This window comes from Sphingopyxis sp. NFH-91 (assembly GCF_021401285.1).
Taxonomy (GTDB): domain Bacteria; phylum Pseudomonadota; class Alphaproteobacteria; order Sphingomonadales; family Sphingomonadaceae; genus Sphingopyxis; species Sphingopyxis terrae_A.
Window position 1 is genome coordinate 225,691 of the sequence record NZ_JACBGA010000002.1, and the last position, 22,052, is coordinate 247,742.

At 63.6% G+C, this 22,052-nt stretch carries 22 protein-coding genes, 2 tRNA genes and 1 pseudogene; 10 read left to right on the forward strand and 15 right to left on the reverse strand.

Annotated features, from left to right (window positions below; all coding sequences use genetic code 11):
• Positions 1–20: 20 nt before the first annotated feature.
• The 8 genes from L0963_RS06025 to L0963_RS06060 form a co-directional block, all read right to left on the reverse strand.
• The gene (locus tag L0963_RS06025; RefSeq protein WP_234178789.1) at positions 21–1,235 is read right to left on the reverse strand and encodes a sulfotransferase family protein; all 1,215 of its coding nucleotides are present in this window, start codon (positions 1,233–1,235) and stop codon (positions 21–23) included.
• Positions 1,226–1,477 carry a hypothetical protein gene (locus L0963_RS06030; RefSeq protein ID WP_234178790.1) on the reverse strand — a complete coding sequence of 84 codons (252 nt, stop codon included), beginning with the start codon at positions 1,475–1,477 and terminating at the stop codon, positions 1,226–1,228. The genes L0963_RS06025 and L0963_RS06030 overlap by 10 nt, the downstream gene beginning before the upstream one ends.
• Before the next feature lie 31 nt (positions 1,478–1,508).
• A complete protein-coding gene (locus L0963_RS06035; RefSeq protein WP_082819980.1) occupies positions 1,509–2,900 on the reverse strand; it encodes a peptide MFS transporter in 1,392 nt (463 codons plus the stop codon).
• A gap of 108 nt (positions 2,901–3,008) precedes the next feature.
• A complete protein-coding gene (locus L0963_RS06040) occupies positions 3,009–4,223 on the reverse strand; it encodes a dihydroorotase (protein ID WP_234178792.1) in 1,215 nt (404 codons plus the stop codon).
• Positions 4,214–5,209, reverse strand: coding sequence for an aspartate carbamoyltransferase catalytic subunit (locus tag L0963_RS06045; RefSeq protein WP_062902575.1), 996 nt, complete (start codon positions 5,207–5,209; stop codon positions 4,214–4,216). The genes L0963_RS06040 and L0963_RS06045 overlap by 10 nt, the downstream gene beginning before the upstream one ends.
• A 13-nt stretch (positions 5,210–5,222) precedes the next feature.
• Positions 5,223–5,573 (reverse strand): DUF1294 domain-containing protein, encoded by a 351-nt coding sequence (locus tag L0963_RS06050; protein ID WP_186402038.1) that lies wholly within the window; start codon positions 5,571–5,573, stop codon positions 5,223–5,225.
• 41 nt (positions 5,574–5,614) lie between these two features.
• Positions 5,615–6,073: a Holliday junction resolvase RuvX gene (ruvX, locus tag L0963_RS06055; RefSeq protein WP_062902574.1), complete on the reverse strand. Its 459-nt coding sequence runs from the start codon at positions 6,071–6,073 to the stop codon at positions 5,615–5,617.
• 58 nt (positions 6,074–6,131) lie between these two features.
• The gene (locus L0963_RS06060; protein WP_234178794.1) at positions 6,132–7,421 is read right to left on the reverse strand and encodes a DUF3089 domain-containing protein; all 1,290 of its coding nucleotides are present in this window, start codon (positions 7,419–7,421) and stop codon (positions 6,132–6,134) included.
• 79 nt (positions 7,422–7,500) lie between these two features.
• On the opposite strand from L0963_RS06060, the gene L0963_RS06065 reads away from it, so the two are divergent.
• The 4 genes from L0963_RS06065 to gatB all read left to right on the forward strand — a co-directional run bounded on the left by L0963_RS06065 (position 7,501) and on the right by gatB (position 12,856).
• Positions 7,501–9,279 (forward strand): DUF4153 domain-containing protein, encoded by a 1,779-nt coding sequence (locus L0963_RS06065; protein WP_234178796.1) that lies wholly within the window; start codon positions 7,501–7,503, stop codon positions 9,277–9,279.
• Positions 9,280–9,380: 101 nt separating this feature from the next.
• Positions 9,381–9,683 (forward strand): Asp-tRNA(Asn)/Glu-tRNA(Gln) amidotransferase subunit GatC, encoded by a 303-nt coding sequence (gene gatC / locus L0963_RS06070; protein WP_058811578.1) that lies wholly within the window; start codon positions 9,381–9,383, stop codon positions 9,681–9,683.
• A 127-nt stretch (positions 9,684–9,810) separates the two neighbouring features.
• Positions 9,811–11,292 carry an Asp-tRNA(Asn)/Glu-tRNA(Gln) amidotransferase subunit GatA gene (gatA, locus tag L0963_RS06075; protein ID WP_186402034.1) on the forward strand — a complete coding sequence of 494 codons (1,482 nt, stop codon included), beginning with the start codon at positions 9,811–9,813 and terminating at the stop codon, positions 11,290–11,292.
• Positions 11,293–11,389: 97 nt separating this feature from the next.
• Entirely contained in the window at positions 11,390–12,856 is a 1,467-nt protein-coding gene (gene gatB, locus L0963_RS06080) for an Asp-tRNA(Asn)/Glu-tRNA(Gln) amidotransferase subunit GatB (protein WP_062902571.1), read from the forward strand.
• A gap of 37 nt (positions 12,857–12,893) precedes the next feature.
• On the opposite strand, the gene L0963_RS06085 is transcribed toward gatB, so the two are convergent.
• Positions 12,894–14,588 carry an amidohydrolase gene (locus tag L0963_RS06085; protein WP_234178797.1) on the reverse strand — a complete coding sequence of 565 codons (1,695 nt, stop codon included), beginning with the start codon at positions 14,586–14,588 and terminating at the stop codon, positions 12,894–12,896.
• A 61-nt stretch (positions 14,589–14,649) separates the two neighbouring features.
• Complete coding sequence (locus L0963_RS06090; protein WP_062903227.1) at positions 14,650–14,859, reverse strand: hypothetical protein; 210 nt, start codon at positions 14,857–14,859, stop codon at positions 14,650–14,652.
• Positions 14,860–15,028: 169 nt separating this feature from the next.
• On the opposite strand from L0963_RS06090, the gene L0963_RS06095 reads away from it, so the two are divergent.
• Positions 15,029–15,113: transfer RNA gene (locus L0963_RS06095), tRNA-Leu, on the forward strand.
• Between the two features lie 88 nt (positions 15,114–15,201).
• Positions 15,202–16,788 (forward strand): trigger factor, encoded by a 1,587-nt coding sequence (gene tig / locus L0963_RS06100; protein WP_062902569.1) that lies wholly within the window; start codon positions 15,202–15,204, stop codon positions 16,786–16,788.
• 121 nt (positions 16,789–16,909) lie between these two features.
• On the opposite strand, the gene L0963_RS06105 is transcribed toward tig, so the two are convergent.
• Positions 16,910–17,527, reverse strand: coding sequence for a DNA-3-methyladenine glycosylase family protein (locus tag L0963_RS06105; protein WP_003043574.1), 618 nt, complete (start codon positions 17,525–17,527; stop codon positions 16,910–16,912).
• Positions 17,528–17,626: 99 nt separating this feature from the next.
• Between L0963_RS06105 and L0963_RS06110 the strand changes: the two genes are divergently transcribed.
• On the forward strand, positions 17,627–17,944 hold the full coding sequence (locus tag L0963_RS06110) for a 2Fe-2S iron-sulfur cluster-binding protein (RefSeq protein WP_003043571.1): 318 nt from the start codon (positions 17,627–17,629) through the stop codon (positions 17,942–17,944).
• Positions 17,945–18,040: 96 nt separating this feature from the next.
• Here L0963_RS06110 and rlmB read toward each other — a convergent pair whose 3' ends face one another.
• Positions 18,041–18,808 carry a 23S rRNA (guanosine(2251)-2'-O)-methyltransferase RlmB gene (gene rlmB, locus L0963_RS06115; protein WP_234178799.1) on the reverse strand — a complete coding sequence of 256 codons (768 nt, stop codon included), beginning with the start codon at positions 18,806–18,808 and terminating at the stop codon, positions 18,041–18,043.
• Between the two features lie 79 nt (positions 18,809–18,887).
• Between rlmB and L0963_RS06120 the strand changes: the two genes are divergently transcribed.
• Together L0963_RS06120 and L0963_RS06125 are read left to right on the forward strand one after the other, a co-directional pair.
• Positions 18,888–18,974: transfer RNA gene (locus L0963_RS06120), tRNA-Tyr, on the forward strand.
• A gap of 159 nt (positions 18,975–19,133) precedes the next feature.
• On the forward strand, positions 19,134–20,357 hold the full coding sequence (locus tag L0963_RS06125; protein WP_234178802.1) for a tyrosine-type recombinase/integrase: 1,224 nt from the start codon (positions 19,134–19,136) through the stop codon (positions 20,355–20,357).
• Positions 20,358–20,494: 137 nt separating this feature from the next.
• Here L0963_RS06125 and L0963_RS06130 read toward each other — a convergent pair whose 3' ends face one another.
• The 3 genes and pseudogenes from L0963_RS06130 to L0963_RS06140 form a co-directional block, all read right to left on the reverse strand.
• Positions 20,495–20,881 (reverse strand): hypothetical protein, encoded by a 387-nt coding sequence (locus tag L0963_RS06130; RefSeq protein WP_234178803.1) that lies wholly within the window; start codon positions 20,879–20,881, stop codon positions 20,495–20,497.
• A gap of 57 nt (positions 20,882–20,938) precedes the next feature.
• Positions 20,939–21,022, reverse strand: a pseudogene (locus L0963_RS19660) (Fic family protein); the annotation flags it as partial.
• A 21-nt stretch (positions 21,023–21,043) separates the two neighbouring features.
• Positions 21,044–21,310: a hypothetical protein gene (locus tag L0963_RS06140; RefSeq protein WP_186402030.1), complete on the reverse strand. Its 267-nt coding sequence runs from the start codon at positions 21,308–21,310 to the stop codon at positions 21,044–21,046.
• A 358-nt stretch (positions 21,311–21,668) separates the two neighbouring features.
• On the opposite strand from L0963_RS06140, the gene L0963_RS06145 reads away from it, so the two are divergent.
• A complete protein-coding gene (locus L0963_RS06145; protein ID WP_062902567.1) occupies positions 21,669–22,043 on the forward strand; it encodes a glycine zipper 2TM domain-containing protein in 375 nt (124 codons plus the stop codon).
• Positions 22,044–22,052 lie beyond the last annotated feature (9 nt).

Genomic DNA, 22,052 nt, shown 5'->3' on the forward strand with positions numbered 1-22,052 from the left:
ATGAGCTTAACACAATATGTTCAATCAAGATCGTATCCATGGCGGGCGACCAGAGGCGCAATAATCGGCATCGCAGCACTTAGATGATGTCCATAGTTTCGCCAGCGAAACACCGCATCTTTGCTAACCGGGCCGCGCGCGCGCGCATAGCTGGGCGTTGCGGGCGTTGCGGGCGTTGAAGTAACTTCGACGGAATTGGCCGCGGGAAAGCTGAGGCCGGTTGCAACTCTGAGCCGCTCTCCGGCCGTTACTGGATCGGCGACCAGTTGCTCATATGACTGACGATACAGCAGGCACCCGGCAGCTTCCCAATGTGCGGTAAGTCTATCGATAGCCGCGAGATGATGTGCTGCATTGAGCGGGTTGAGTGCGCAATTATATCCCTGCGTCAGATGATGCGACATCATTGAAACGACAACGTCGAGGGGATGGCGAGTCATCACTATGAACGGCGATTCCGGAAACGCCATCGTGAGAAGAGGCAAAAACTGTTCGTTGAACGGCATTTTATCCACGAAGTGTGGCGCCTGAGCCGTATCTGCGTCGGCGGAGGCTAGTCCTGAATAGAGGTCGCGAAGCGCGACAGCCAAGCGATCTTTCGTAACATTTCCGAGCGACGCCAAGCCATCGGGATAGCTGCCGAACTGCGTAGAAATATGTTGAACGAGATGGAACGCGAAGGGAAGTTCGCCACGCGCACTGACCATTTGATCAGCGCTTATCAGCTGTTCGAAAAGCGTCGTGCCCGACCGCGGCGGCCCCGTGACGAAGATCGGCTGAGGCAAGCGATCATTCTTCGGTGCGCGGGGCAATGCATTGATAAAGTCTGCTGAAAATATATCGATGACTCGATCGTGATGTGCCGTCAGGCGAGCAGCAGGATATGATAACTTCTCTGAGGCCGCGATCTCCGCTTTGCCGGCGACAAAATCTCCCCACGCATCGTCGTAACGGCCCGCGCGATCCCGCAGTCGACCGCGTGCCAACCTGTCGGATCCGGAAATCGAACTTGCTCGGTCGAGTATGTCGAGCGCCGTTTCCCATTCGTCCGTGCGCATCTTCAGAATCGCAGTCCTAACTGAGATATCCTGCCCCAATTGCGCTGCGAGTTTGTCGGCCCTCTCCAAAATTGCACGGAGATCGTCGAATCGATCAAGCCTTTCGAATACCCAACCTAAGCGGAGCAATACCCCAAGCGGGTCGCTGCTCCCGTCTATGCTTGCCGTTAACTGCATCGCCGCCAGTTCGTATTGCCCGGCGCGGGCAAGTGCAGCGCCGCGCGCAGATCTGGGTGAGGTTCTTCACCTGGCGGCGTGCCCCGGTCAAGGTGATACAGGGCCAACGCCGTTTCGCCACGACGCGCTGCGAATTGTCCGAGCAATGCGTGTGCTTCATACGCATTGTTCGAGGTTGCCAGAATATCTCGTGCCTGAAGTTCCGCCTCCGCAAAACGGCCTTGAGAGAGCAGCGTCCGCATGCGTGTGAGGTTGGTCGACGACATGCCGGGCTCAACTCACATGCTTAACGGGTCCACCCATCAGCCTTTTCGCGAGGAACAGCTTGAAGAGGATAAACGCGACCAGCCCGACCGCGGCGGTTGCGACGTGGAACAGCCAGAAACTGGTCGTCGGCATCGACGAATACCACGTGCCCACCTCGCCGACGATCTTGTTCGCGCCGAAGAAAGCGAGGTAATAAATGCCGACGATCGTCGCGTTGAGTGCCTTCGGTGCCAGCTTGGTGAACAGCGCGAGGCTGACGGGCAGGATATGCGCAAAGCCGACGCTGTTGAGCAGATGGAACATCACGGGCCAGAACAGCCCGATCTTGCCGTCACCCTGCGTCGCCGCCGCCATGACGAGGCAGAGTCCGCCGGCGATGGTGAAGACGCTGCCGATGATCATCTTGCCCAACTCGTCGGGTTCGCGGTGGCGCTTGCCGTACCAGACATAGAAGGCGGCGACCGCGGCGAGCATCGAGAAGCTCGCCGCCGCGTCGATGGTGATCATCCAGCTCGTCGGCAGCGTCTCACCAAAGAAGGTGAGCTGGAAATGCTGATCGGCCCAGACCAGATAGGCGTTGAAGATTTCCTGATTGGTGAGCAGCGCGACCGCCATCACCGGCACCAGCGTCAGCACCGCGACGACGCGCAGCCAGTCCTGCCGCGACATCGGTTCGCTCGCTTTCGCAGCCGCGCCTTTCGCAGGCCGATTGTCGGCGGGCAGCCATGGTCCCGCCATGATATAGAGGATCAGGCCGATAACCATCACCACGCCCGCGGTGCCGAACCCCCAATGCCAGCCGACCTTTTCGCCCAGCGTACCCGAAATCAGCGGCGCGGCGATGACGCTGACGTTGATCGCGATGTAAAAGATCTGGAACGCCATCGCACGGCGCAGATCGCCGGGCTTGTAAAGTTCGCCGACCTGGCTCGCGATATTGCCCTTGAACAGTCCCACGCCGACGATCAGCGCGAGCAGGGCGAAGAGGAAGGCGCCCTCGAACGCCATCAGGAAATGACCGATCGCCATGATCAGGCCGCCGGCGATCAACGTCGCGCGCCGTCCGAGCCAGCGGTCGGCGATGAAGCCGCCGGCGATCGGAGTCAGATAAACGAGCGAGGTATAATCGCCGAAAATCTTCGACGCGAAGGGTTGGCCGTCGATCCCGCCGTACCAGCCGCGCAACCATTCCAGTCCGAAGACCCCGCTCGCATGTTCGGGCAGCAGCAGATATTTGACCATGTAAAGGACGAGCAAAGTCTGCATCGAATAATAGGAAAAACGCTCGCACCCTTCGACGAAAGCCAGATATCCGAGTCCCTTGGGATGGCCCAGAAAGGCGCGGTCGGCGCGGTCCATGCCCTCTTCGAAATCCGGCGTCGCCTCGGCAATCGTCATATGGTCACTCCCCGAAATTTCGGGCGACCCTAATGTTGCAAATGAAACTTTCCAGACACAATCGACGAACGGCGGCGGGCTCTCCTGCGACCCGGCGCGGTGGAGCGGTCAGCGAATCCGCTGGCCGCCCTTCCATAGCGCGGTGACGCGGCCCTGCACCGGCATGCCGTCGAAGGGCGTGTTGCCCGCCCAGGCGGCCATCCGCTTCGCATCGACCTGCCACGGCGCGCCCTCGTTGATCAGGATCAGGTCGGCATCACTACCCACCGTCAGCGTCCCCGCGTCGAGCCCGAGCAACTTCGCCGGCGTCGCGGCGAGGAGATCGAACAGGCGCGCCGGGGTGACATGACCGTCGCGCACCAGTTGCAGCCCCATCGCGAGCAACGTCTCGGCGCCCGCCATGCCCGGGAGCGCTTCGGCGAAGGGCAGGCGCTTGTCTTCGGGGCCGCGCGGATCGTGGCCCGACGCGAGCACGTCGATCGTGCCGTCGGCGATGGCGGAGAGGCAGGCGTGCCGGTCATCCTCGCTGCGCAGCGGCGGCGACAGGCGGGCAAAGGTGCGGAAATCGCCGATCGCCGTGTCCGACAGGAACAGGTGGGCGGGCGTGATGCTGCAGGTGACGGGCAGGCCTTTCGCCTTGGCGGCGCGGACAATTTCGAGCCCGCGCGCCGTGGTGACCTGGCGGAAGTGGATCGGCGCGCCGGTTTCCTCGACAAGCATGATGTCGCGTGTGATCGCCATCGCCTCTGCGATCGCGGGCGCAGAGGCAAGGCCGAGCCGCGTCGCCATCTCGCCATCGGTCGCAACCGCGCCGGCGGTCAGCCCTTCGTCCTCGGAATGAGCGATAACGGTAAGGCCGAGCGACGCGGCGTAGGACAGAACGCGGCGCATGACGCCGGCATCGGCGATGCGTGCGCGTCCGGTGGCGACCGCGCGCGCGCCCGCCTGCTGCATCAGGCCGATCTCGGCGAGTTCGGCGCCGGCGAGGCCCTTGGTCGCGGCGGCGAGCGGGTGAACCCATAGGTCGGGCTTGCCGCCCTTCGCGGCGCGTTCGACCAGACCCGCGCCGTCGAGCGGGCCGCTGTCGGGCATCAGCGCCGCGCGCGTGATGCCGCCGAAGTGAAAGGCCGGCTTGTCGGTCGCGAAGACGCCGAAATCGATGATGCCGGGGGCGAGCCATTGGCCCTTGGCGTCGATCGTTTCGGTGCCCTCCGGCGTTTCCGACGGGTTCAGCGCCGCGATGCGGCCGCCCGCAACCAGCAGGCTACCCGGTTCGCCGCCGAGCAGGCGCGCATTGGCGATCAGAAGGGGCTTCAGTTCCATCCCGGCACCTCCCGCTTGCGGCGCGTCAATATGTCGAGGCAGGCCATGCGCACCGCTACCCCCATTTCGACCTGTTCGGTAATCGTCGAGCGCGCGGGATCGTCGGCGACATTGCTGTCGATCTCGACCCCGCGGTTCATCGGGCCGGGGTGCATGACGATCGCATCGGGCTTCGCCTTGTCCAGCCGCTGCGGCGTCAGGCCGTAGAGCGCGTGATATTCGCGCGCGCTCGGCAGATAGGCGCCGTCCATGCGTTCGTTCTGCAAACGCAGCATCATTACGACGTCTGCGCCTTTCAGCCCCTCGTCCATGTCGGTGAAGGTCGCGACATGCATCCGTTCCATCGCGGGCGGCGTCAGCGTCGGCGGCGCGACGACGCGCACCTCATTGCCGAGCAGAGTGAGCGCCAGGATGTTCGAACGCGCGACGCGGCTGTGCAATACGTCGCCGCAGATCGCGATCGTCAGCCCTTCGACGCGTCCGAGCCGGCGGCGGATGGTCAGCGCATCGAGCAGCGCCTGCGTCGGATGTTCGTGGCGCCCGTCGCCCGCGTTGAGCACCGGGCAATCGACCTTGTCGGCAATCAGCTGCACCGCGCCCGACGACGCATGGCGGATCACCATCGCGTCGGCGCGCATCGCATTCAGCGTCATCGCCGTGTCGATCAGCGTCTCACCCTTCTTCACGCTCGACTGCGCGGCGTGCATGTTCACGACGTCGGCACCAAGGCGCTTGCCCGCGATCTCGAACGATAGGAGCGTGCGCGTCGAATTTTCGAAAAAGGCGTTGATGATCGTCAGCCCCTTGAGCCGGTCGTCATGCTTCGCCGCGCCGCTGCGATTGAGTTCGACCCACTCTTCGGCGGCATCCAGGATGTAGGAAATCTCCCACGGGGTGAGCTGGGCGATGCCGGTCAGGTGGCGATGGCGAAAGGCATCGCCGCCGGGCGGATAGTCGCTGGCGGGTCGAGGAGTTGCGCTTGTCATTAAAGCCGAGCCTTTAGGTCGCAGCGCGCAAATAGGCAAGCGCCGTAGACAGGGAGGGACCGACTTTGCTTGCCGCTTCGGACAGGAGCGGATCGAAGAGGCCGAGCGCCCACAAGGCCAGGAGCACGAGTTCCATCGCGAACAGAAAATGCATATCGTCGGCGAAAGGCTGTTTGCGCGTCTTGTGGCGAACGAGGCGTGACGCCGCGACGGCCCCGATCGCGCCGCCGATCCTTGCCCAGTCGAGTAGCGTCGCTTCGCGGATGCGCCAAAGCCCTTTGTCGGCGCGCTGCTTGTCGATTACCATCAGCGCAAAAGCGATCAGGTTGGCCGCGACAAGCCAATAGAGAATATAGGCGGTCATTTTCGGCCGTATAACTCCGAAATACCCGCGAAATGTTAAGGTCAGCGCACCAGCGCGTCGATCGCGCCCTGCAGGATGAAGGCGGCGGCCGCGCTGTCGACGCGCTCGGCGCGCTTGGCGCGGCTGACGTCGGCCGCGATCATCGCGCGCTCGACCGCGGCGGTCGACCAGCGCTCGTCCCAGAGCAACAGAGGTAGCGCAAGCGGCGCGAGGTTGCGGGCGAAGGCGCGGGTGCTTTGGGTGCGCGGGCTGTCGCTACCGTCCATATTGAGCGGCAGGCCGACGACGATGCCGACCACCGACTGTGCTGCGACCAGCGCCTTGAGCGCCTCCAGATCGACCGTGAATTTCTTGCGGACGATCGTCTTGTCGGGCGTTGCGAAGCTCCACCCCGCGTCGCACAGCGCAACACCGATCGTCTTGGTCCCGACATCGAGGCCCATCAGGCGGCCGCCGCGGGGCAGGGCGGCAGCAAAATCTGAGGCGGCGGTGGTAATCATCGGGCTGCCCTTAACCCTAAAGCCGCGTCATTGCGAGCGAAGCGAAGCAATGACGATGTTAGGATTTAGAGGTGGGCGTCGTCGCCACAACCGGCGCTGCCGGGGGCGACACCGGCGACGCCTTCCCCTCGAACGCAGCGAGACGCCGCAGCGCATCGGCCCGGACGTTCGCCCAGAACAGGGTGATGTCATAGACATGATAATTGTTGCCGGGCAGCACATAGCCCGCAACGACGAAATGCTGCGCAGCGTCTGCGTCCCCGATCATCAGGAAACCGCGATCGTCGTCGCATTTGGCGCCAACCTTGCCGGTGATGAGCTCGCCCTTGCGGAAGCCATCGGACGGTTTGAGCGTGCCGATGTTCGCCTCCGGTCCTGCGGCGGCATCGGGCGTGCCGGTGAGCGGGTTGGTACAGAGCATGCGCGTGCCGGCGCGCGGCCGCCCGTCGAAGCCGATCGTGCCGTCATAGGCGCCGGTGACCATCGACGTATCGGCGGGCTCGGCAAAGCTTGCCCATGACAGAATACAGCCTTTTTGATCGGGCTTGTCGCAAGCGGGCAGGCCAAGCGCGGCCATATCGGTATCGCGGCTGATGGGCCAGCCGATGACATAGGCGGCCACGATACGCTTCGCGAGCGGCGTGCCCGCGATACGGTTCTTCAGCAGCGTCGTCAGATGCAGCGCGCCCTGGCTATGGCCCGCGAGAATGATCGGCTTGTCCTTGGGGATCGCCGCGAGAAAGGCGTCGAATGCCTGTTCGACGTCGCGGTAGGCGGCGTCGATCGCCTTGCTCGCCGTGACGCGGTCTTCGGCCAGAAACGCGCCGAGCGTCGCCTGGCGATAGCGCGGCGCCCATATGGCGCCCGCATCGCCGAATGCGCTTGCCATGCCGCGCACGAACAGCGTGGCGCGGTAATCGGCGTCGGCATCGCCGAGCGGCGCGTTCCAGCTCGCCTTGCTGTAATAGCTTGTCGGGTGGACGAAAAAGACCGCGGCATCGCCGAGCGGCGCGATCGGTGCCGCTCCCGCTGCTTCGGCCGCCTTTGCGGGCGCAATCAGCGGACGCGCGCTCGGTTCAGGGGCACTTGCCTCGCCTTCGCCGCCTCCGGCCTCCGCTTCGGCGGCGGGCGGACGCCAGGCCGACGGGTCGTCGGGCAGGCCGGGGCGGGCGATCCACATTTTGGGATCGTCATAGGCGTTGGCCGCCACCGCCGCTTGCGGTTTGAATTCGGTGTTCGGAACGAAGGCAACGCGGCCGAACCAGCCGGGATTGAGCTGATAGGCAATGCCGACACCGAGTATCATCAGAATGATCGCGGCGATGAAATAAAGGAATTTGCGGGCCAAGTCGGGGCTCCATGCGGCGGGAGATATGGGTGTGCTATCTGGCTTGCGCGGCGCCATCAAACAAGCCCAGATGTGGGGCATGACCGACAGCATCGCTAGCGGCGCCGCGCCCGATTCGCCCATGCTTTCCACTCGCCTCGACGACAGTGACCCGCCGTGGCCTCAGCGCCCCTGGGTCATGGCGGCGCTTTGCGCGACCGCGGGCCTGCTTTTCCACGCCTGCGTTGACCATGACTATGGCGATCCGCTTGACCGTTGGCGAATGGCGCTCGCGACCTTCGTCGCGGTCGCAACGCTGGTGTTCACGCTCGGCATGGAAATCCGCCGCGTGCATTGGGCCGCGGGCTTCGCGCTCCTGTGGGGCGCGATCATGGCGCTGATCGTGTGGAACGGGGCAGGCTATAATTTCGATGCCTCGCCCTTTGAATGGCCCTTTTGGTCGGGGCTGCTGGCGGTCCTGGTCGCAACGCCGCTCTTTCAGACGCGCCGTGACGTCGCGCCCGACGGACGGTTCTGGAAGCTGTGGCAGATGCCCTACGACAGGCTGCACAGCCACGCCTGGACCGATGCGGTGATCGGGGCGGCATCGCTGGCGTTCGTCGGCCTTTCCTTCCTGCTCACCGTGCTGATCGGCGAAATGTTCCACCTGATCGGCATCGATCTGATCCGCGAACTGCTGCGGGGAGAATGGTTCGGATGGATGCTCGCAGGGGCGGCGTTCGGCGGCGCAGTGGGGCTGCTGCGTGAACGCGACAAGCTCGTCGCGACACTGCAGCGACTGGTGATGATCGTGCTTTCGGTGCTCGCCCCGGTGCTCGCCGCGGCGTTGCTGATCTTTTTGCTGTCGCTTGTCGGGACGGGCCTGCAACCCTTGTGGCGATCGGGTTTTTCGACTGCGGCGCTGATGATGGCGGCGGCTGCCTTTGCCGTGTTGCTCGCGAATGCGGCGATCGGCAATGGCCGCGAAGAGCGTGCGGGCAACCTGCTGCTGCACGTCGCGGCGGCGGCGCTGGTCGCGGTGGTTCTGCCGCTCGCGGTCATTGCCTTTTATTCGATGCACCTGCGCGTGCTCCAATATGGCTGGACGCCCGAGCGGCTGTGGGGCGTGATCGCGGCGGTAATCGCCGTCGCCTATGGCATATCGGGGCTGTGGTCGGTCGTCCGGGGACGGCATGATTTCGACGATCTGTTGCGGCCGCTGCAACAGAAATTGGCGATCGGGCTGGTCCTGCTTGCAGGTTTTCTGGCGCTTCCTATCGTCGATTTCGGCGCGATCGCAACGCGCGATCAGCTTGCACGACTGGAAAGCGGCAAGGTCGGTGCGGACAAGTTCGACTGGGCGGCGCTGGCGTTCGATTTTGGGCCGAGCGGGCGGCAGGCGTTGGCGCGTCTCGCCAAGTCGCCGGACAAGGCACGCGCGAACCGCGCGAAAATCGCCATGAGCGCGAAGAACCGCTGGGACTTGGGCCCCGGCGATGACGGCGATGCGGCGGAAGTCGCCTATCGCGCAACGCCGCTCGCCGACAAGGTTCGCGTCCTGCCGGCCGGGCGGACCCTGATTCCGGATTTCGAAAAAGCGATCGAGGAGCAGCAATGGTGCCGCGATGCACCCTGCATTCTCTACTGGCTGTCGGATCAGCGCGTCGCGGTGATCGGACGGGGGCAGGCGCGGGTGATGATGCTCGAACGCGACGCCAACGGCCGCTGGAGCCCGAACTATGCGTTGGACGACAGCGCATCGCGCGGTGACACGGCGCTGACCGTCGACGATCTGGTAAAGGCGCCGGTCGAGCTGCGCACGGTCCAGCGCCGGCAGCTTTTCGTTGGCGGCAAGGCCGTGGGCGGCAATTTCGAATAGGGGCGTCACTCGATCTAGCCGCGCCGCGGCGGTCAGGATCATAGTTGATGCGGTGCGGCGAGGGTGCTAGCGGCGCTGCTTCTCCCGATAAGGCGACAGACATGGCAATCGATCAAGCAACAGTCCGGAAAATTGCGTCGCTCGCGCGTATCGCCATCACCGATGACGAAGCGGCGGCGATGGAAGGCGAACTCAACGGTATCCTCGGCTGGGTCGAGCAATTGGGCGAGGTCGATGTGACCGGCGTCGAGCCGATGACCGCCGTCATCCCGAACACGCTGCGCCTGCGCGACGATGTGGTTGATGCCGACCCGCTGACCGGCGGGGGCCGCCGCGACGATATTCTTGCCAATGCGCCCGAACCGCAGCACGGCTTCTTTGGCGTGCCGAAGGTGATCGAATGATACGCCTTGCTCTTTTTCCGTTTGCCCTGACCCCGGATCAAGTCCGGGAGACGGGCGGTTCTTCTCTTCACCGTTCGAAAAATGAAGAACGGTGCTTCGACAAGCTCAGCACGAGCGGGTTTGGGAAATGACAGATCTTACGAATCTCACCGTTGCAGAAATTCGCGACGGCCACCGCGCCGGTGATTTTTCGGCCGTCGAAGTGGCCGAGGCGTTCAACGCGAACGTCGCCGCGGCCAAGGCGCTCAATGCCTTCATCGTGGAAACGCCCGACCGCGCGGTCGAGGCCGCCAAAGTGGCGGATGCCGACCGCGCGGCCGGAACGCTGAAGCCGCTGTCGGGCGTGCCGATCGGCATGAAGGATCTGTTCGCGACGAACGGCGTCCAGACGACCGCCGCGAGCCATATGCTCGAAGGCTTTGTGCCGCGCTATGAATCGACCGTCAGCCAGAAATTGTGGGACGCGGGTTGCGGGATGCTCGGCAAGCTCAACCTCGACCAGTTCGCGATGGGCTCGTCGAACGAGACGAGCTATTTCGGCAATGTGATCAGCCCGTGGAAGCGCAACGACGGCGGTAATGCCGCGCTCGCGCCGGGCGGGTCGTCGGGCGGTTCGTCTGCAGCGATAGCGGCGCGGCTCTGCCCTGCGGCGACCGGCACCGACACCGGCGGCTCGATCCGCCAGCCTGCGGCTTTCGTGGGCATTTCGGGCATCAAGCCGACCTATGGCCGCTGCTCGCGCTGGGGCATCGTCGCTTTCGCCAGCTCGCTCGACCAGGCGGGGCCGATGGCGCGCGATGTTCGCGACTGCGCGATCATGCTCGAAAATATGGCGGGCTTCGATCCGAAGGATGCGACCAGCCTCGACCTGCCCGTGCCGAATTGGGAAGCGGCCTTGTCGAGCGATCTCAAAGGCAAAAAGGTCGGTATTCCCAAAGAATATCGCCTTGAGGGCATCGATCCCGAGATCGACGCAATGTGGGACGCCGGCATCGCGATGTTGAAGGATGCGGGGGCCGAGGTCGTCGAGATCAGCCTGCCGCACACCAAATATGCGCTGCCGACCTATTATATCATCGCGCCGGCCGAGGCCTCGTCGAACCTCGCGCGCTATGACGGCGTGCGCTATGGTTTGCGCGATCTGCCGCAGGGTGCGGGCTTGCAGGACATGTACGCCGCGACGCGTGCCGACGGCTTCGGTCCCGAGGTCAAGCGCCGCATCATGATCGGCACCTATGTGCTCTCGGCGGGCTTCTACGACGCCTATTACACGCAGGCGCAAAAGGTGCGGGCGCTGATCTCGCGCGACTTTACCGCGGCGTTCGAGACGTGCGACGTGATCCTCGCGCCGACCGCGCCGTCGGCGGCGTTCGGTTTGGGCGAAAAAACCGCCGATCCGCTGTCGATGTATTTGAACGACGTATTCGCGGTGCCCGCGAGCCTCGCCGGCCTCCCCGCGATGTCGGTCCCCGCGGCGCTGAACCGCGAAGGGCTGCCGCTCGGCTTGCAGATCATCGGCAAGGCGTTCGACGAGCAGGGCGTACTCAACGCCGGGCTGGCGATCGAGGAACGCGCGGGTTTCACCGCGCGGGCGGAGAAGTGGTGGTGATTTAGCGGTGTGCTCCCGCGAAGGCGGGAGCCCAGAGCGGCCTAGCGCTGCCCCGCACTGGATCCCCGCCTTCGCGGGGATACAAGAAGGAACGAAGATGTCTGACTATCGCATCAAGGGCGAAACCGGCGAGTGGGAGGTCGTGATCGGCCTCGAGGTCCATGCGCAGGTCACCTCCAACGCCAAGCTGTTCTCGGGCGCCGCGACGGCCTTCGGGGCCGAACCCAATACGCAGGTGAGCCTTGTCGACGCCGCGATGCCGGGCATGCTGCCGGTGCCGAACCGCGAGTGCATCCGCCAGGCGGTGCGCACCGGCATGGCGATCGATGCGCAGATCAACAAATGGTCGCGCTTCGACCGCAAGAATTATTTCTACGCCGATCTGCCGCAGGGATACCAGATTTCCCAGCTCTATCATCCGCTTGTCGGCGAAGGCTCGCTGCATATCGAGGCCGATGAGAAGGCCGGAATCGCCGCCGACAAGGTGATCGGCATCGAACGCATCCATGTCGAGCAGGATGCCGGCAAGCTGATGCACGACCAGCATCCGACGATGTCGTTCGTCGATTTGAACCGTTCGGGCGTCGCGCTGATGGAAATCGTGTCGAAGCCCGACATGCGCTCGCCCGCCGAGGCCGGGGCCTATGTCCGCAAGCTGCGTGCGATCCTGCGCTATGTCGGGTCGTGCGACGGCAATATGGAAGAAGGCTCGATGCGCGCCGACGTCAACGTCAGCGTCCGCAAGCCCGGCGACGAATTCGGCACGCGCACCGAGACGAAGAATGTGAACTCGGTGCGCTTCGTCATGCAGACGATCGAATATGAAGCAAAGCGCCAGGTCGAGGTGCTGGAGGCCGGCGGCACGGTCGACCAGGAAACGCGCCTCTTCAACCCCGACACGGGAACGACGCGCACGATGCGGTCGAAGGAAGACGCGCACGACTATCGCTATTTCCCCGATCCCGATCTGTTGCCGCTCGAACTCGACGATGACTTCCTCGCCGAGTGCCGCGCCAGCTTGCCCGAACTGCCCGACGCCAAGCGCGCGCGCTACCTGGGGCTGGGCATTTCGGCCTATAATGCCGACGTGTTGACCGCCGAGGTCGAAAACGCGCGCTGGTTCGACGCACTGCTCGAAACCGGCGCCGAGCCCAAGGCGGCGGCGAACTGGGTGACCAGCGAGCTGTTCGGCGCACTAAACCGTCTCGGCAAGGACATCGGCGATTGCCCGGTGACCCCGGCGCAGGCGGGCGAACTGCTCGGCCTGGTTGCCGACGGCACGATTTCGGGCACGATTGCGAAACAGGTCTTCGAAAAGATGCTCGAAACCGGCGACGGCGCAGCCGCGATCGTCGATCGCGAGGGCCTCAAGCAGACGAGCGACACGGGCGCGATCGAGGCCGAAATCGCCAAGGTTCTTGCCGCCAATGCCGACAAGGTCGAGCAGTATAAGGGGGGCAAGGAAGCCCTGTTCGGCTTCTTCGTCGGTCAGACGATGAAGGCGATGCAGGGCAAGGCGAACCCGCAGGTCGTGAACGAGCTGCTGAAAAAGGCGCTTTCCTGAAGGCGCTGGCAATGTTGGTAGGGGAGGGCGGCCAACCTTAGTTGGCGGACGCCTTCCACACCGTCCGGCCTTCCTTCACCGTTTCCAGCACCTTGATGTCCTTGATGGCATCGACCGGCGACGCCAGCGGATTTTTGTCGAGGATCACGAAGTCGGCGAGCAGCCCGGCCTTGATGCGACCCTTGCGATTCTCCTCGAAAACCTGCCACGCGGGAGCGGTCGTGAGCGCCTGCAATCCTTCATAGGCGTCAAGCCGCTGGTCGGCGCCGGCGACGACGCCGGTGGGGGAGACGCGCGCCATCGACGTCCAGAGCATGAAACGCGTGTCGAGCGGCGTAACGCTGAAATCGCTGTGGTTCGACGCGATGAGGCCGGCTTCGCGCGCGGCACGGAAGGGGCTGATGAAATCGACCACCTCCTTCGGGAAATTGCTGCGGTGGACGTCACCCCAATACCAGGTGTGGTTTGAGAAATAGGCCGGGCCGACACCGATGCGGGCATAGGCGGGCAATTGGTCAGGGCGCTGGAACTGCGAGTGAATGACAATCGGGCGGCGATCGTCGGCGGCCTTGATCCCCAGTGCATCGAAGCCCTTGATCGCCATGTCGATCGCGGCGTCGCCATTGGCGTGGACGAATATCTGCCAGCCGCGGTCGTAGACCTTGCGGGCCAGCGTGTCGAACTCTTCCTGGCTGACGATCGGCTGCCCGTGCCACGGGTGGTCGCCGCTCGGGCTGCCGCGTTCGTAATCGCGCGTGAAATAGGCGGTGCGTGCCTGCGGGCTGCCGTCAAGGATGAACTTGACCCCCTCGATCTTCACATGGCCTTGGTAGGTGCGGGAGCGGATGTCAGGGTTCGCGAGCAACGCGTCGAGTCCGGTATAGATGGGCAGCAGCGCCAGATCGATCTTAAGCCGCGCGCGGGCCGCATCGCTGGTGAAAAAGCCCAGGTCGGCGGGCGAGGTCGCGCCGTCCTGCGCATGGGTGTAGCCTTCGGCGAAATAGCGCGCCTGCGCCGCATCGAGCATCGCGAGCTTCTGCTCCGCCGTCGGCTGCGGCATCGCGGGCAGCATCTGGTACATCGCCTTTTCGAGCAGCACGCCGTTCAGCCGTCCGGCGTCGTCGCGCAACATCAGCCCGCCCGGCGGCGGCTGGCTCGCGTCCGACAGCCCCGCTGCGGCGAGTGCTGCGCTGTTCGCGACGAGCCCGTGGAGCGAGATGTGCAGCACGACGATCTTGTGATCGGGCGATACCGCGTCGAGCTCGGCGCGGGTGATATGACGCCGCTCTTTCAGCGCTTCGTCATTATATTGCCACACGACCACCCAGCCGCCCTTTGGAATGGCGCGCCGCGCTATGAAATCGCGGACCACGCCTTGCAGGCTGGCGATGTCGGTCACGGGGGGTAGCGATTTGTCCCACAGGTCGAGCCCGCCCGACATCTGGAGCGCGACGGCGAAATGCGAATGGGCATCGACGAAGCCCGGCAGCATCGTTGCACCGGCGAGATCGTGGATCACGGCGTCCTTGCCGGCGGCGCGGCGCGCGCCCTTTTCATCGCCGACGAAAATTATCTTGCCGTCGCTGGCGACGACGGCCTTGGCCAGATGCGGCGTGTCGCCGTCCATCGTGACAATCGGTCCGCCGCGATAGATGGTCGGACGATCCTGCGCGCCAGCGGACTGCGCGGTCAGCGCGGCGAAAAGCGCGAACGCCCCAATGGTCTTTTTCATAGCCCTCTCTCCCGCGGCCTTCTTGGCGGCGGGGAAGGGGAACGGTCAAGCGCTTAGCAAACTAAATGTGCTGCGGCGGCGCTTCATCGGGGCCGCGGCCGGGCTCGTCGATATCGCCGCCGCCGGGGCTTCCGGGTATTTCCTGCGGCTGCCCCGCGGGGTCTTCGTGTGGCGTGGGTTGCGCCGGTCTTTCGGGCGGCGACTGCGGCTCGATGATATCGGGCTTGGGCTTGGGAAGGGGGTCAGGCAGGCTGTTGGTGCCGCTGGTCATGATCGTCTCCTTGGACTCCAACAACCTATAGCCGCGTTCATCGTTCCGCTCACGGAATATCGCGGCTTTCCGCCCTTGCCCTCGGCCACGCGTCTGCTATAGCCCCGCCCGGCCCGCACGGGCGTGCGCGGCACAGCGCATGGATTCGTGCACCCGGCCGACAGCTCATGCGGGCGTGGCGGAATTGGTAGACGCGCTGGTTTTAGGTACCAGTATCGCAAGATGTGGGGGTTCGAGTCCCTTCGCCCGCACCACTTCCGTAAGAGCGAGGTCGGATAGAAGAACCCAGCTTTCGGGCCGGGTTTGCGATACGAGATTTTGAGCAAGGATAAGACCAAGGCAATGAAGACCGTCGAAACGCTGAACGAAGGCCTGAAGCGCGAATATCGCCTGACCATCACCGCGAAGGACATCGACGCGCGCGTCGATGACGAAGTCAAGGCGATCGCGCCGACCGTGCGCATGCCCGGCTTCCGCCCCGGCAAGGTGCCGCCGAACCTGATCCGCAAGATGCACGGCGAAGCGCTGTCGGCCGACGCGCTGAACAAGGCGATCGATGCCGGCGTGCGCGATCTGATGACGAAGGAAAAGCTTCGTCCGGCGCTGCAGCCCGCCGTCAGCCTGGACGACGGCTATGAACGCGGCAAGGACGCCGAGTTGACGGTCGCGCTCGAAGTGCTGCCCGAAATCGAGGCGCCGTCGATCGACGGGCTGAAGCTCGAGCGCCTGACCGTCGCGGCCGACGATGCGGCCGTGATGGCCAAGATCGAGGAATTCGCCGCGCAGATGAAGCGCTTCGAAGAGGCGCCCAAGACCAAGAAAGCCGCGACCGGCGATCAGGTCATCATCGACTTCGCCGGCAGCGTCGATGGCGTCGCCTTCGATGGCGGCACGGGCGAAGACATGGCGGTCGAAATCGGTTCGGGCCAGCTCATCCCCGGTTTCGAGGATCAGCTCGTCGGCGTGAAGGTCGGTGACGAAAAGACCGTGAAGGTCAGCTTCCCCGACGAATATCCGGTCGAAAATCTGAAGGGCAAGCCCGCCGAATTCGCCGTGAAGGTGAAGGAAGTGAAGGTTCCCGCCAAGACCGCGATCGACGACGAGTTCGCCAAGTCGCTCGGCCTCGAGAGCCTGGAAAAGCTCAAGGAGCTTATGCAGGGCCAGGTCGAACAGGAACATAATGGCCTGACGCGCACCTATATGAAGCGCAAGCTGCTCGACCAGCTCGCCGCGAGCCACGATTTCGATGTGCCGCCGACGATGGTCGAAGCCGAATTCGGACAGATCTGGCAGCAGCTCGAACATGAAGCGAGCCACGAAGCCGATCCCGAAGCGGCGAAGGCCGAACTCGAAAAGGATCGCGACGAATATCGCAGCATCGCGGTGCGCCGCGTCCGCCTTGGCCTGCTCCTCTCGGAGATCGGCCAGGCGCATGGCGTGCAGGTCAGCGCGCAGGAGATGCAGCGTCTGGTCATGCAGGCGGCGCAGCAATATCGCCCCGAAGACCGCCAGCGCTTCGTCGAATATGTCCAGCAGGACGCGCTCGCGGCGGCGCAGCTTCGCGCTCCGCTGTACGAGGACAAGGTCGTCGACTTCCTGTTTGAAAAGGCGGAAATCAGCGATCGCGAAGTGACCCGCGAAGAGCTGGAAGCCGCGATCGAAGCCGATGACGATCACGTCCATGGTCCGGGCTGTGGCCACGACCATGATCATGACGCCAAGCCCGCCAAAAAGGCGGCCGCGAAAAAGCCCGCTGCCAAGAAGGACGCGGTGAAGGACGAAGCCAAGGCCGAAAAGGCCGAAGCTCCGGCCAAGAAGGCGCCGGCGAAGAAGGCTGCGGCCAAGGCCGATGCCGAGGAAAAGCCGGCAGCCGCCAAGAAGGCGCCTGCCAAAAAGGCTCCGGCCAAAAAGGCTGCCGCCAAGGATTGATCCTGCGGCGATGAAACAATGAAGGCCGGGTGGAGGATGCTCCGCCCGGCCTTTTTGTTTGGCGCGGCTACCCGGTTCCCGCTTTCGCGGGAATGACGAGGGTGGGGGACCGACCGCGTGGCTAAATCACATCCATATTGTAGCAATGCCAGCTGAAGATTGCGGCGGCGCCGCGGTGGGGACGCCATGCCTCGCCGATTTCGCGGACGCGCTTCTCGCTCGGGCGTGCGTCGAGGCGGAGGATGCGGCCCACGGCCTCCTGGACCGCCAGGTCGCCGGCGGGCCAGATGTCGGGACGCCCCTCGGCAAAGAGCAGATAGATTTCGGCCGACCAGCGTCCGATGCCCTTGACCTTTGTCAGCAGCGCGATCGCCTCTTCATCATCGGCAGGGAGGGCGGCGAAATCGAGCTCGCCATCGAGCACGAGTTGCGCGAGACTTTTGGCATAGCCCTGCTTTTGCGCCGAGAGGCCGCAGGCGCGAAGGGCGTCGAACTCCGCGGCCGCCATCACCTCGGCGGGGCAACCCGCCCCGAAGCCCGCTTCCAGCTTGTTCCAGATCGAGGTTGCCGCTGCGACGCTGACCTGCTGGCCGACGATGGTACGCAGCAACGTCGTATAGCCGGGCTCGCGGATGCGCGGTTCGGGATAGCCAGCATTGCCCAGCGCGCGCGCGAAATTGGGCTCGCGCGCCGCAAGCGCATCGATCCCGGCGTTCAATTGCTCCTGCGACAGCCCCATTGATATTCTCCTTTTGTTCCGGCTGCCGTCATTAGCAACGCTTGATTTGCCACGCAACGCACGACATAGCCCTGCCGAATCGAAACTATGGGGACGAGCATGGCCAAGCTGATTGTCGTGACGCGCGACGGAACCGAACATGAAATCGAGGGCGATACCAGCCTGACCGTGATGGAAAATATCCGCGACGCCGGTTTCGACGAACTGCTCGCGCTGTGCGGCGGCTGCTGTTCGTGCGCGACCTGCCACGTCCATGTCGAGGCGGGCGACGCCGCGGCGCTTCCGGCGATGAGCGAGGACGAGAATGATCTGCTCGATTCGACCAGCGACCGCGACGACACCTCGCGCCTGTCGTGCCAGATTCCGTTCAGCGACGCGCTCGACGGGCTGAAGGTGCGGATCGCCGCCGAGGATTGATTCCATTCGTCATCCCGGCAAAGGCCGGGACGTCGACGGTTCAGCTATAACGCGAAGTTGAGACCCCGGCCTTCGCCGGGGTGACTGCTCATGGGCTCAGGCTCCAGCCGTCGCGACCGCGTAGAGCGCGATCGCCGCAGCATTCGAGATGTTGAGGCTCTCCATCCGCGGCGAGATGGGGAGCTTTGCCAGCACGTCGCAATGTTCCATGACATTGTGCCGCATGCCGTCGCCTTCGGACCCGAGCACCAGCGCGACCTTGCTGCCGTCCAGCGTGTCTCCCAGCGTCGTTTCGGTGTCGCCCGTCAGGCCGATTCGCCAATATTGCGCTTCGGCGATTTCCTCGAGCGCCCGCGACAGATTGACGACGCGAACCCACGGCACGGTTTCGAGCGCGCCCGATGCCGAGCGTGCGATCACGCCGCTTTCGGGCGGGCTGTGGCGGTCCTGCGTGACGATAGCGGCGGCGTCGAAAGCCGCGGCGGAGCGCAGCACCGCGCCGATATTGTGCGGATCGGTGACCTGGTCGAGGACGACGATCGGCCGCTTGCTCTCCGCATCGACTTCGTCCTGCAACAGATCGCCGAGATAGATCTCGTCGAGCGGATCGACCTCGATCACCAGCCCCTGATGCGGGGCATCGCGCGCGACGAGCCGCGCCAAGTCGGCAACGTCGGCAAAACTGATGGGAACAACCGGCGGCAAATCGAGCTGGCCGAGCGCTTCGCGCGTCCCCCAGATTCGCTTGACGCGACGTTCGGGGTTCGCGAGCGCGGACAGAACGGCGTGGCGTCCCCAGAAACGGACGCCCTGACCGCGCGGAGTCTGCCCCTGTGGGCGGCGATGACGGGAAAATTGTCTCATAGCGGCGGCCTTTCCCATGACTGCCATTGACAGGCAAGACTCCTTTCGCCATTGGACCGCTTCCCAACGCGGACCCCATGGACAGGTGGCCGAGTGGTTAAAGGCAGCAGACTGTAAATCTGCCCGGGTTTCCCGTACGCTGGTTCGAATCCAGCCCTGTCCACCACCCTCCGGTCCGAGGGCATCTCCTGAAATCGCTGGAAGCCGCAGAAAACCTGGGGTATTATCCCTTTGTCGGTCCTCTGCATCCCATGCCATATCACTGCAGCGCGAAAAAAAGTTGGGGGAAAATGTGGGGGAAGGTTTTTCGACCCCTAAATGAAGTGTGGGGGAAAAAAATTGGATTAAACCTATGAAAAAGCTAACAGCTTTGGCGGTCAAGGCAGCATTGGGAAATCCTGGGACCTATCAGGACGGTGACGGGCTGTTTCTGAAGGTCGATAAGCGGGGAGGCGCCTCGTGGCTTCTCCGGCTGCAACGCGACGGCAAACGCCATGATATCGGCCTGGGCAGCGCCAAGCTGCTTCCGCTTATAGAGGCACGGCTGAAAGCCCATGAAATTCGCAAGGCAGTCAAGATCGACGGACGCGATGTGCTGGCGGAGAGGAAGGCCGAAGCCGCCGCCAAGGTGACGTTCCGCGAAGCGGCGCGCAAATATCATAGCGAGAATGCCGCCAGCTGGAAAAGCGCCATCTATGCGCGCCAGTGGTTCGCGGCTCTGGAGAGCTACGCTTTTCCTAAATTGGGCGATCTTCCGACCGGGCAAATCACTGCCGCCGATATTATCGAGGTGTTGTCGCCGATCTGGCAGGAGATTCCCGATACGGCGCGTCAGATCCGCAACCGTATCTGCGTTGTTCTCGATTATGCGAACGCGAAAGGCTGGCGCTCTACCGAAGCTCCGTCGGGCAGTGGAAGCCTGAAAGCCGGGCGAGGGTTGCCCCGTCAGATGAAATCGCGAGAGAATCGCAAGGCCATGCCTTACAGCGCGTTGCCCGACTTCATCACAACCCTGCGGCGAAAGCCGACTTTCGGACGGTTGGCGCTCGAACTGCTCATCCTTACCGGCGTGCGCAGCCAGGAGGTTCGGCTCGCGACGTGGGCGGAGTTCGATCTTGAGGAGCGCTTCTGGACAATACCAGCCGACCACATGAAGCGGGGCAAGGCACATATGGTTCCGCTGTCCGACGCGGCTCTCGCGGTGCTGGCCAAAGCGAATGCCTTTCGCCTTCCCGATACAAATGTCGTTTTCCCGGGCGCGGCCGGAAAGCCGATGTCCGACATGACCCTGCTAAAGGTGTTACGCGACATGGAGGTGCCCTTCCATGTCCATGGCTTCCGTTCCACCTTTACCGACTGGGCGGCGAACGATGATTTCGCCGATGCGGTGGTAGACGCGGCGCTGGCTCACAAGACACCCGATGCCGTGGAGGCGGCTTATCGGCGCACAACCTATCTTGGTACGCCGGGCCGGCCCGGCGCGCGCGTCAGGCTGATGGACGCGTGGGGAAGCTATTGTGCCGGAGGCCCTGCTGAGGCGATGCTGTAGGTCCCAAATGGAAGCAGCCTCGATTAGGCGCGCGTCGGCGGCATCACACCGCAGCCGGCGGTCGCGCAAACTGCAGCCTTTGTAGGCCATTATGCTCTACTTCGCGGCGGAGCGTCGGCTTTGTCCGCCTGCTCGCCTTAAGTGCGCAGGCGATATCGCGTGTGCTTAAATTCCCCATCTTTTCGAAGCGCGCCTAGCAGCACCAGTTCAGCAAGGTCTCGCGTGGCTGTGGCCGTGGCCGCACCTGTTAATGTACGATAATTTGCGGCGCTCAGACCTCCTCTGAAGCCATCCGGCCCTTCCGCGAACATTCGTAAAAGAGCTTTTTCTTGTCGCACGTTGATTCGACCGCGAAGACGATCAAGCAGCTTGGTTTTTGCAATCAGGAAGTGAACCCGCTCGAGCATGCGTTGTTGAGCCGCAAGGGCAATATCGAAAAACCAGTCGAGCCACTCGTCTATACGGTTCGGCACGCTCGCTCGCTGAAGTTGCGTGTAATAATCTTTGCGATGCCGCTGGATCATCTCCGCAAGAGCGGTAATCGCCGGCGCGTCGAGGCCTTGAGCTAGCGCCTTTTCGGCAATGGCGCGACCGAGACGTCCGTTGCCGTCTTTGAAAGGGTGAATGGATTCAAACCACAGGTGAGCAATACCCGACCGAGCCAGTGCGCTAAGACCGAGGGGCCATCAGCCGAAAAGGCGCCGGGCCCATCCGCGCCTTCCATGATGATGCGGCGACAGTCCGGAAATCTGAATGAGGTAATTGCCAAGAATGGCAGCTTGCTGCTTCGTCATCACAAAACGGCTAAGATCAGGATCGTGCTTTCTTGCGGCTTCTGACGATTTGACGCTCTCGAGCCGGAGCATGATCTTGTCGCCCGCATCATGATGGGCCCAGCCTACTAGCGCTCCAAAATTTTCCGTCATCCGCTTCGCCCCCACCCTAATGGTCATTCAATGCTGATATCGTGGCGAGGAAATTACCAGAAATCGTCAGGATTGTCGTCCCACCGGCGCATTCAAAGCATCGACGATCGATGTCAGAGCGAAGCCTCAAGGGACGTCTGACCGGCCCTGGCTGCTTTCGATAGACCGTAACACGCGGCCTCAGCTTGTATCGCCGTGCCCATCTGCCGCTTGGGACAAGGCATTCGGCTGCTGGCAACCTATCGGCGGATTGGCCGTTGCAGGACCATCGCAAAATGGTCGGGCGTGCGCGTTCGGTCTTACGTTTGTCGGGTACTAGCTTCAACGAAGCACAGCCCGGCTCGTCCGGGGCAGATACCCGCCTTGCTCGATTGGGAGCTGAAGTATGAAGAAGATTATTGCAGCAGTTCTGCTCGGTAGCCTGGTAGCGCCGGCAACACCTTCTCTTGCCGAACCTCCGCCCTGGGCGCCGGCCCATGGCAAACGTGCCAAGGAGCGCAGCCTCTACGACAGCAACGGACGATATTATGAGCCGCGCAGACTGTCGCGCGGCGATCGTGTGTGGCGCGGCCGGGATGGGCGCTATTATTGCCGACGGGACAACGGAACAACCGGTCTCATTATCGGCGCTGCGGTCGGCGCATTGTTGGGACGTGAGCTCGCCAGCGGGCGCGACCGGACCGTAGGAACGATCATCGGCGCTGCAGGCGGCGGGCTGCTGGGCCGTGCCATTGACCGCGGGGAGCTGAAGTGTCGCTGAACCGATAGG

Excerpts from the sequence above, each read along its gene's own strand:
- L0963_RS06050 (WP_186402038.1), bottom strand. The coding sequence starts at position 5,573 with ATGACCGCCTATATTCTCTATTGGCTTGTCGCGGCCAACCTGATCGCT.
- L0963_RS06130 (WP_234178803.1), bottom strand. The coding sequence starts at position 20,881 with ATGATCCAGCGGCATCGCAAAGATTATTACACGCAACTTCAGCGAGCG.
- L0963_RS06025 (WP_234178789.1), bottom strand. The coding sequence starts at position 1,235 with ATGCAGTTAACGGCAAGCATAGACGGGAGCAGCGACCCGCTTGGGGTA.
- L0963_RS06145 (WP_062902567.1), top strand. The coding sequence starts at position 21,669 with ATGAAGAAGATTATTGCAGCAGTTCTGCTCGGTAGCCTGGTAGCGCCG.
- gatC (WP_058811578.1), top strand. The coding sequence starts at position 9,381 with ATGGCAATCGATCAAGCAACAGTCCGGAAAATTGCGTCGCTCGCGCGT.
- L0963_RS06045 (WP_062902575.1), bottom strand. The coding sequence starts at position 5,209 with ATGACAAGCGCAACTCCTCGACCCGCCAGCGACTATCCGCCCGGCGGC.
- gatA (WP_186402034.1), top strand. The coding sequence starts at position 9,811 with ATGACAGATCTTACGAATCTCACCGTTGCAGAAATTCGCGACGGCCAC.
- L0963_RS06035 (WP_082819980.1), bottom strand. The coding sequence starts at position 2,900 with ATGACGATTGCCGAGGCGACGCCGGATTTCGAAGAGGGCATGGACCGC.
- L0963_RS06110 (WP_003043571.1), top strand. The coding sequence starts at position 17,627 with ATGGCCAAGCTGATTGTCGTGACGCGCGACGGAACCGAACATGAAATC.
- gatB (WP_062902571.1), top strand. The coding sequence starts at position 11,390 with ATGTCTGACTATCGCATCAAGGGCGAAACCGGCGAGTGGGAGGTCGTG.
- L0963_RS06105 (WP_003043574.1), bottom strand. The coding sequence starts at position 17,527 with ATGGGGCTGTCGCAGGAGCAATTGAACGCCGGGATCGATGCGCTTGCG.
- L0963_RS06030 (WP_234178790.1), bottom strand. The coding sequence starts at position 1,477 with ATGCGGACGCTGCTCTCTCAAGGCCGTTTTGCGGAGGCGGAACTTCAG.
- tig (WP_062902569.1), top strand. The coding sequence starts at position 15,202 with ATGAAGACCGTCGAAACGCTGAACGAAGGCCTGAAGCGCGAATATCGC.
- L0963_RS06140 (WP_186402030.1), bottom strand. The coding sequence starts at position 21,310 with ATGACCATTAGGGTGGGGGCGAAGCGGATGACGGAAAATTTTGGAGCG.
- L0963_RS06085 (WP_234178797.1), bottom strand. The coding sequence starts at position 14,588 with ATGAAAAAGACCATTGGGGCGTTCGCGCTTTTCGCCGCGCTGACCGCG.
- L0963_RS06090 (WP_062903227.1), bottom strand. The coding sequence starts at position 14,859 with ATGACCAGCGGCACCAACAGCCTGCCTGACCCCCTTCCCAAGCCCAAG.
- L0963_RS06040 (WP_234178792.1), bottom strand. The coding sequence starts at position 4,223 with ATGGAACTGAAGCCCCTTCTGATCGCCAATGCGCGCCTGCTCGGCGGC.
- ruvX (WP_062902574.1), bottom strand. The coding sequence starts at position 6,073 with ATGATTACCACCGCCGCCTCAGATTTTGCTGCCGCCCTGCCCCGCGGC.
- L0963_RS06065 (WP_234178796.1), top strand. The coding sequence starts at position 7,501 with ATGACCGACAGCATCGCTAGCGGCGCCGCGCCCGATTCGCCCATGCTT.
- rlmB (WP_234178799.1), bottom strand. The coding sequence starts at position 18,808 with ATGAGACAATTTTCCCGTCATCGCCGCCCACAGGGGCAGACTCCGCGC.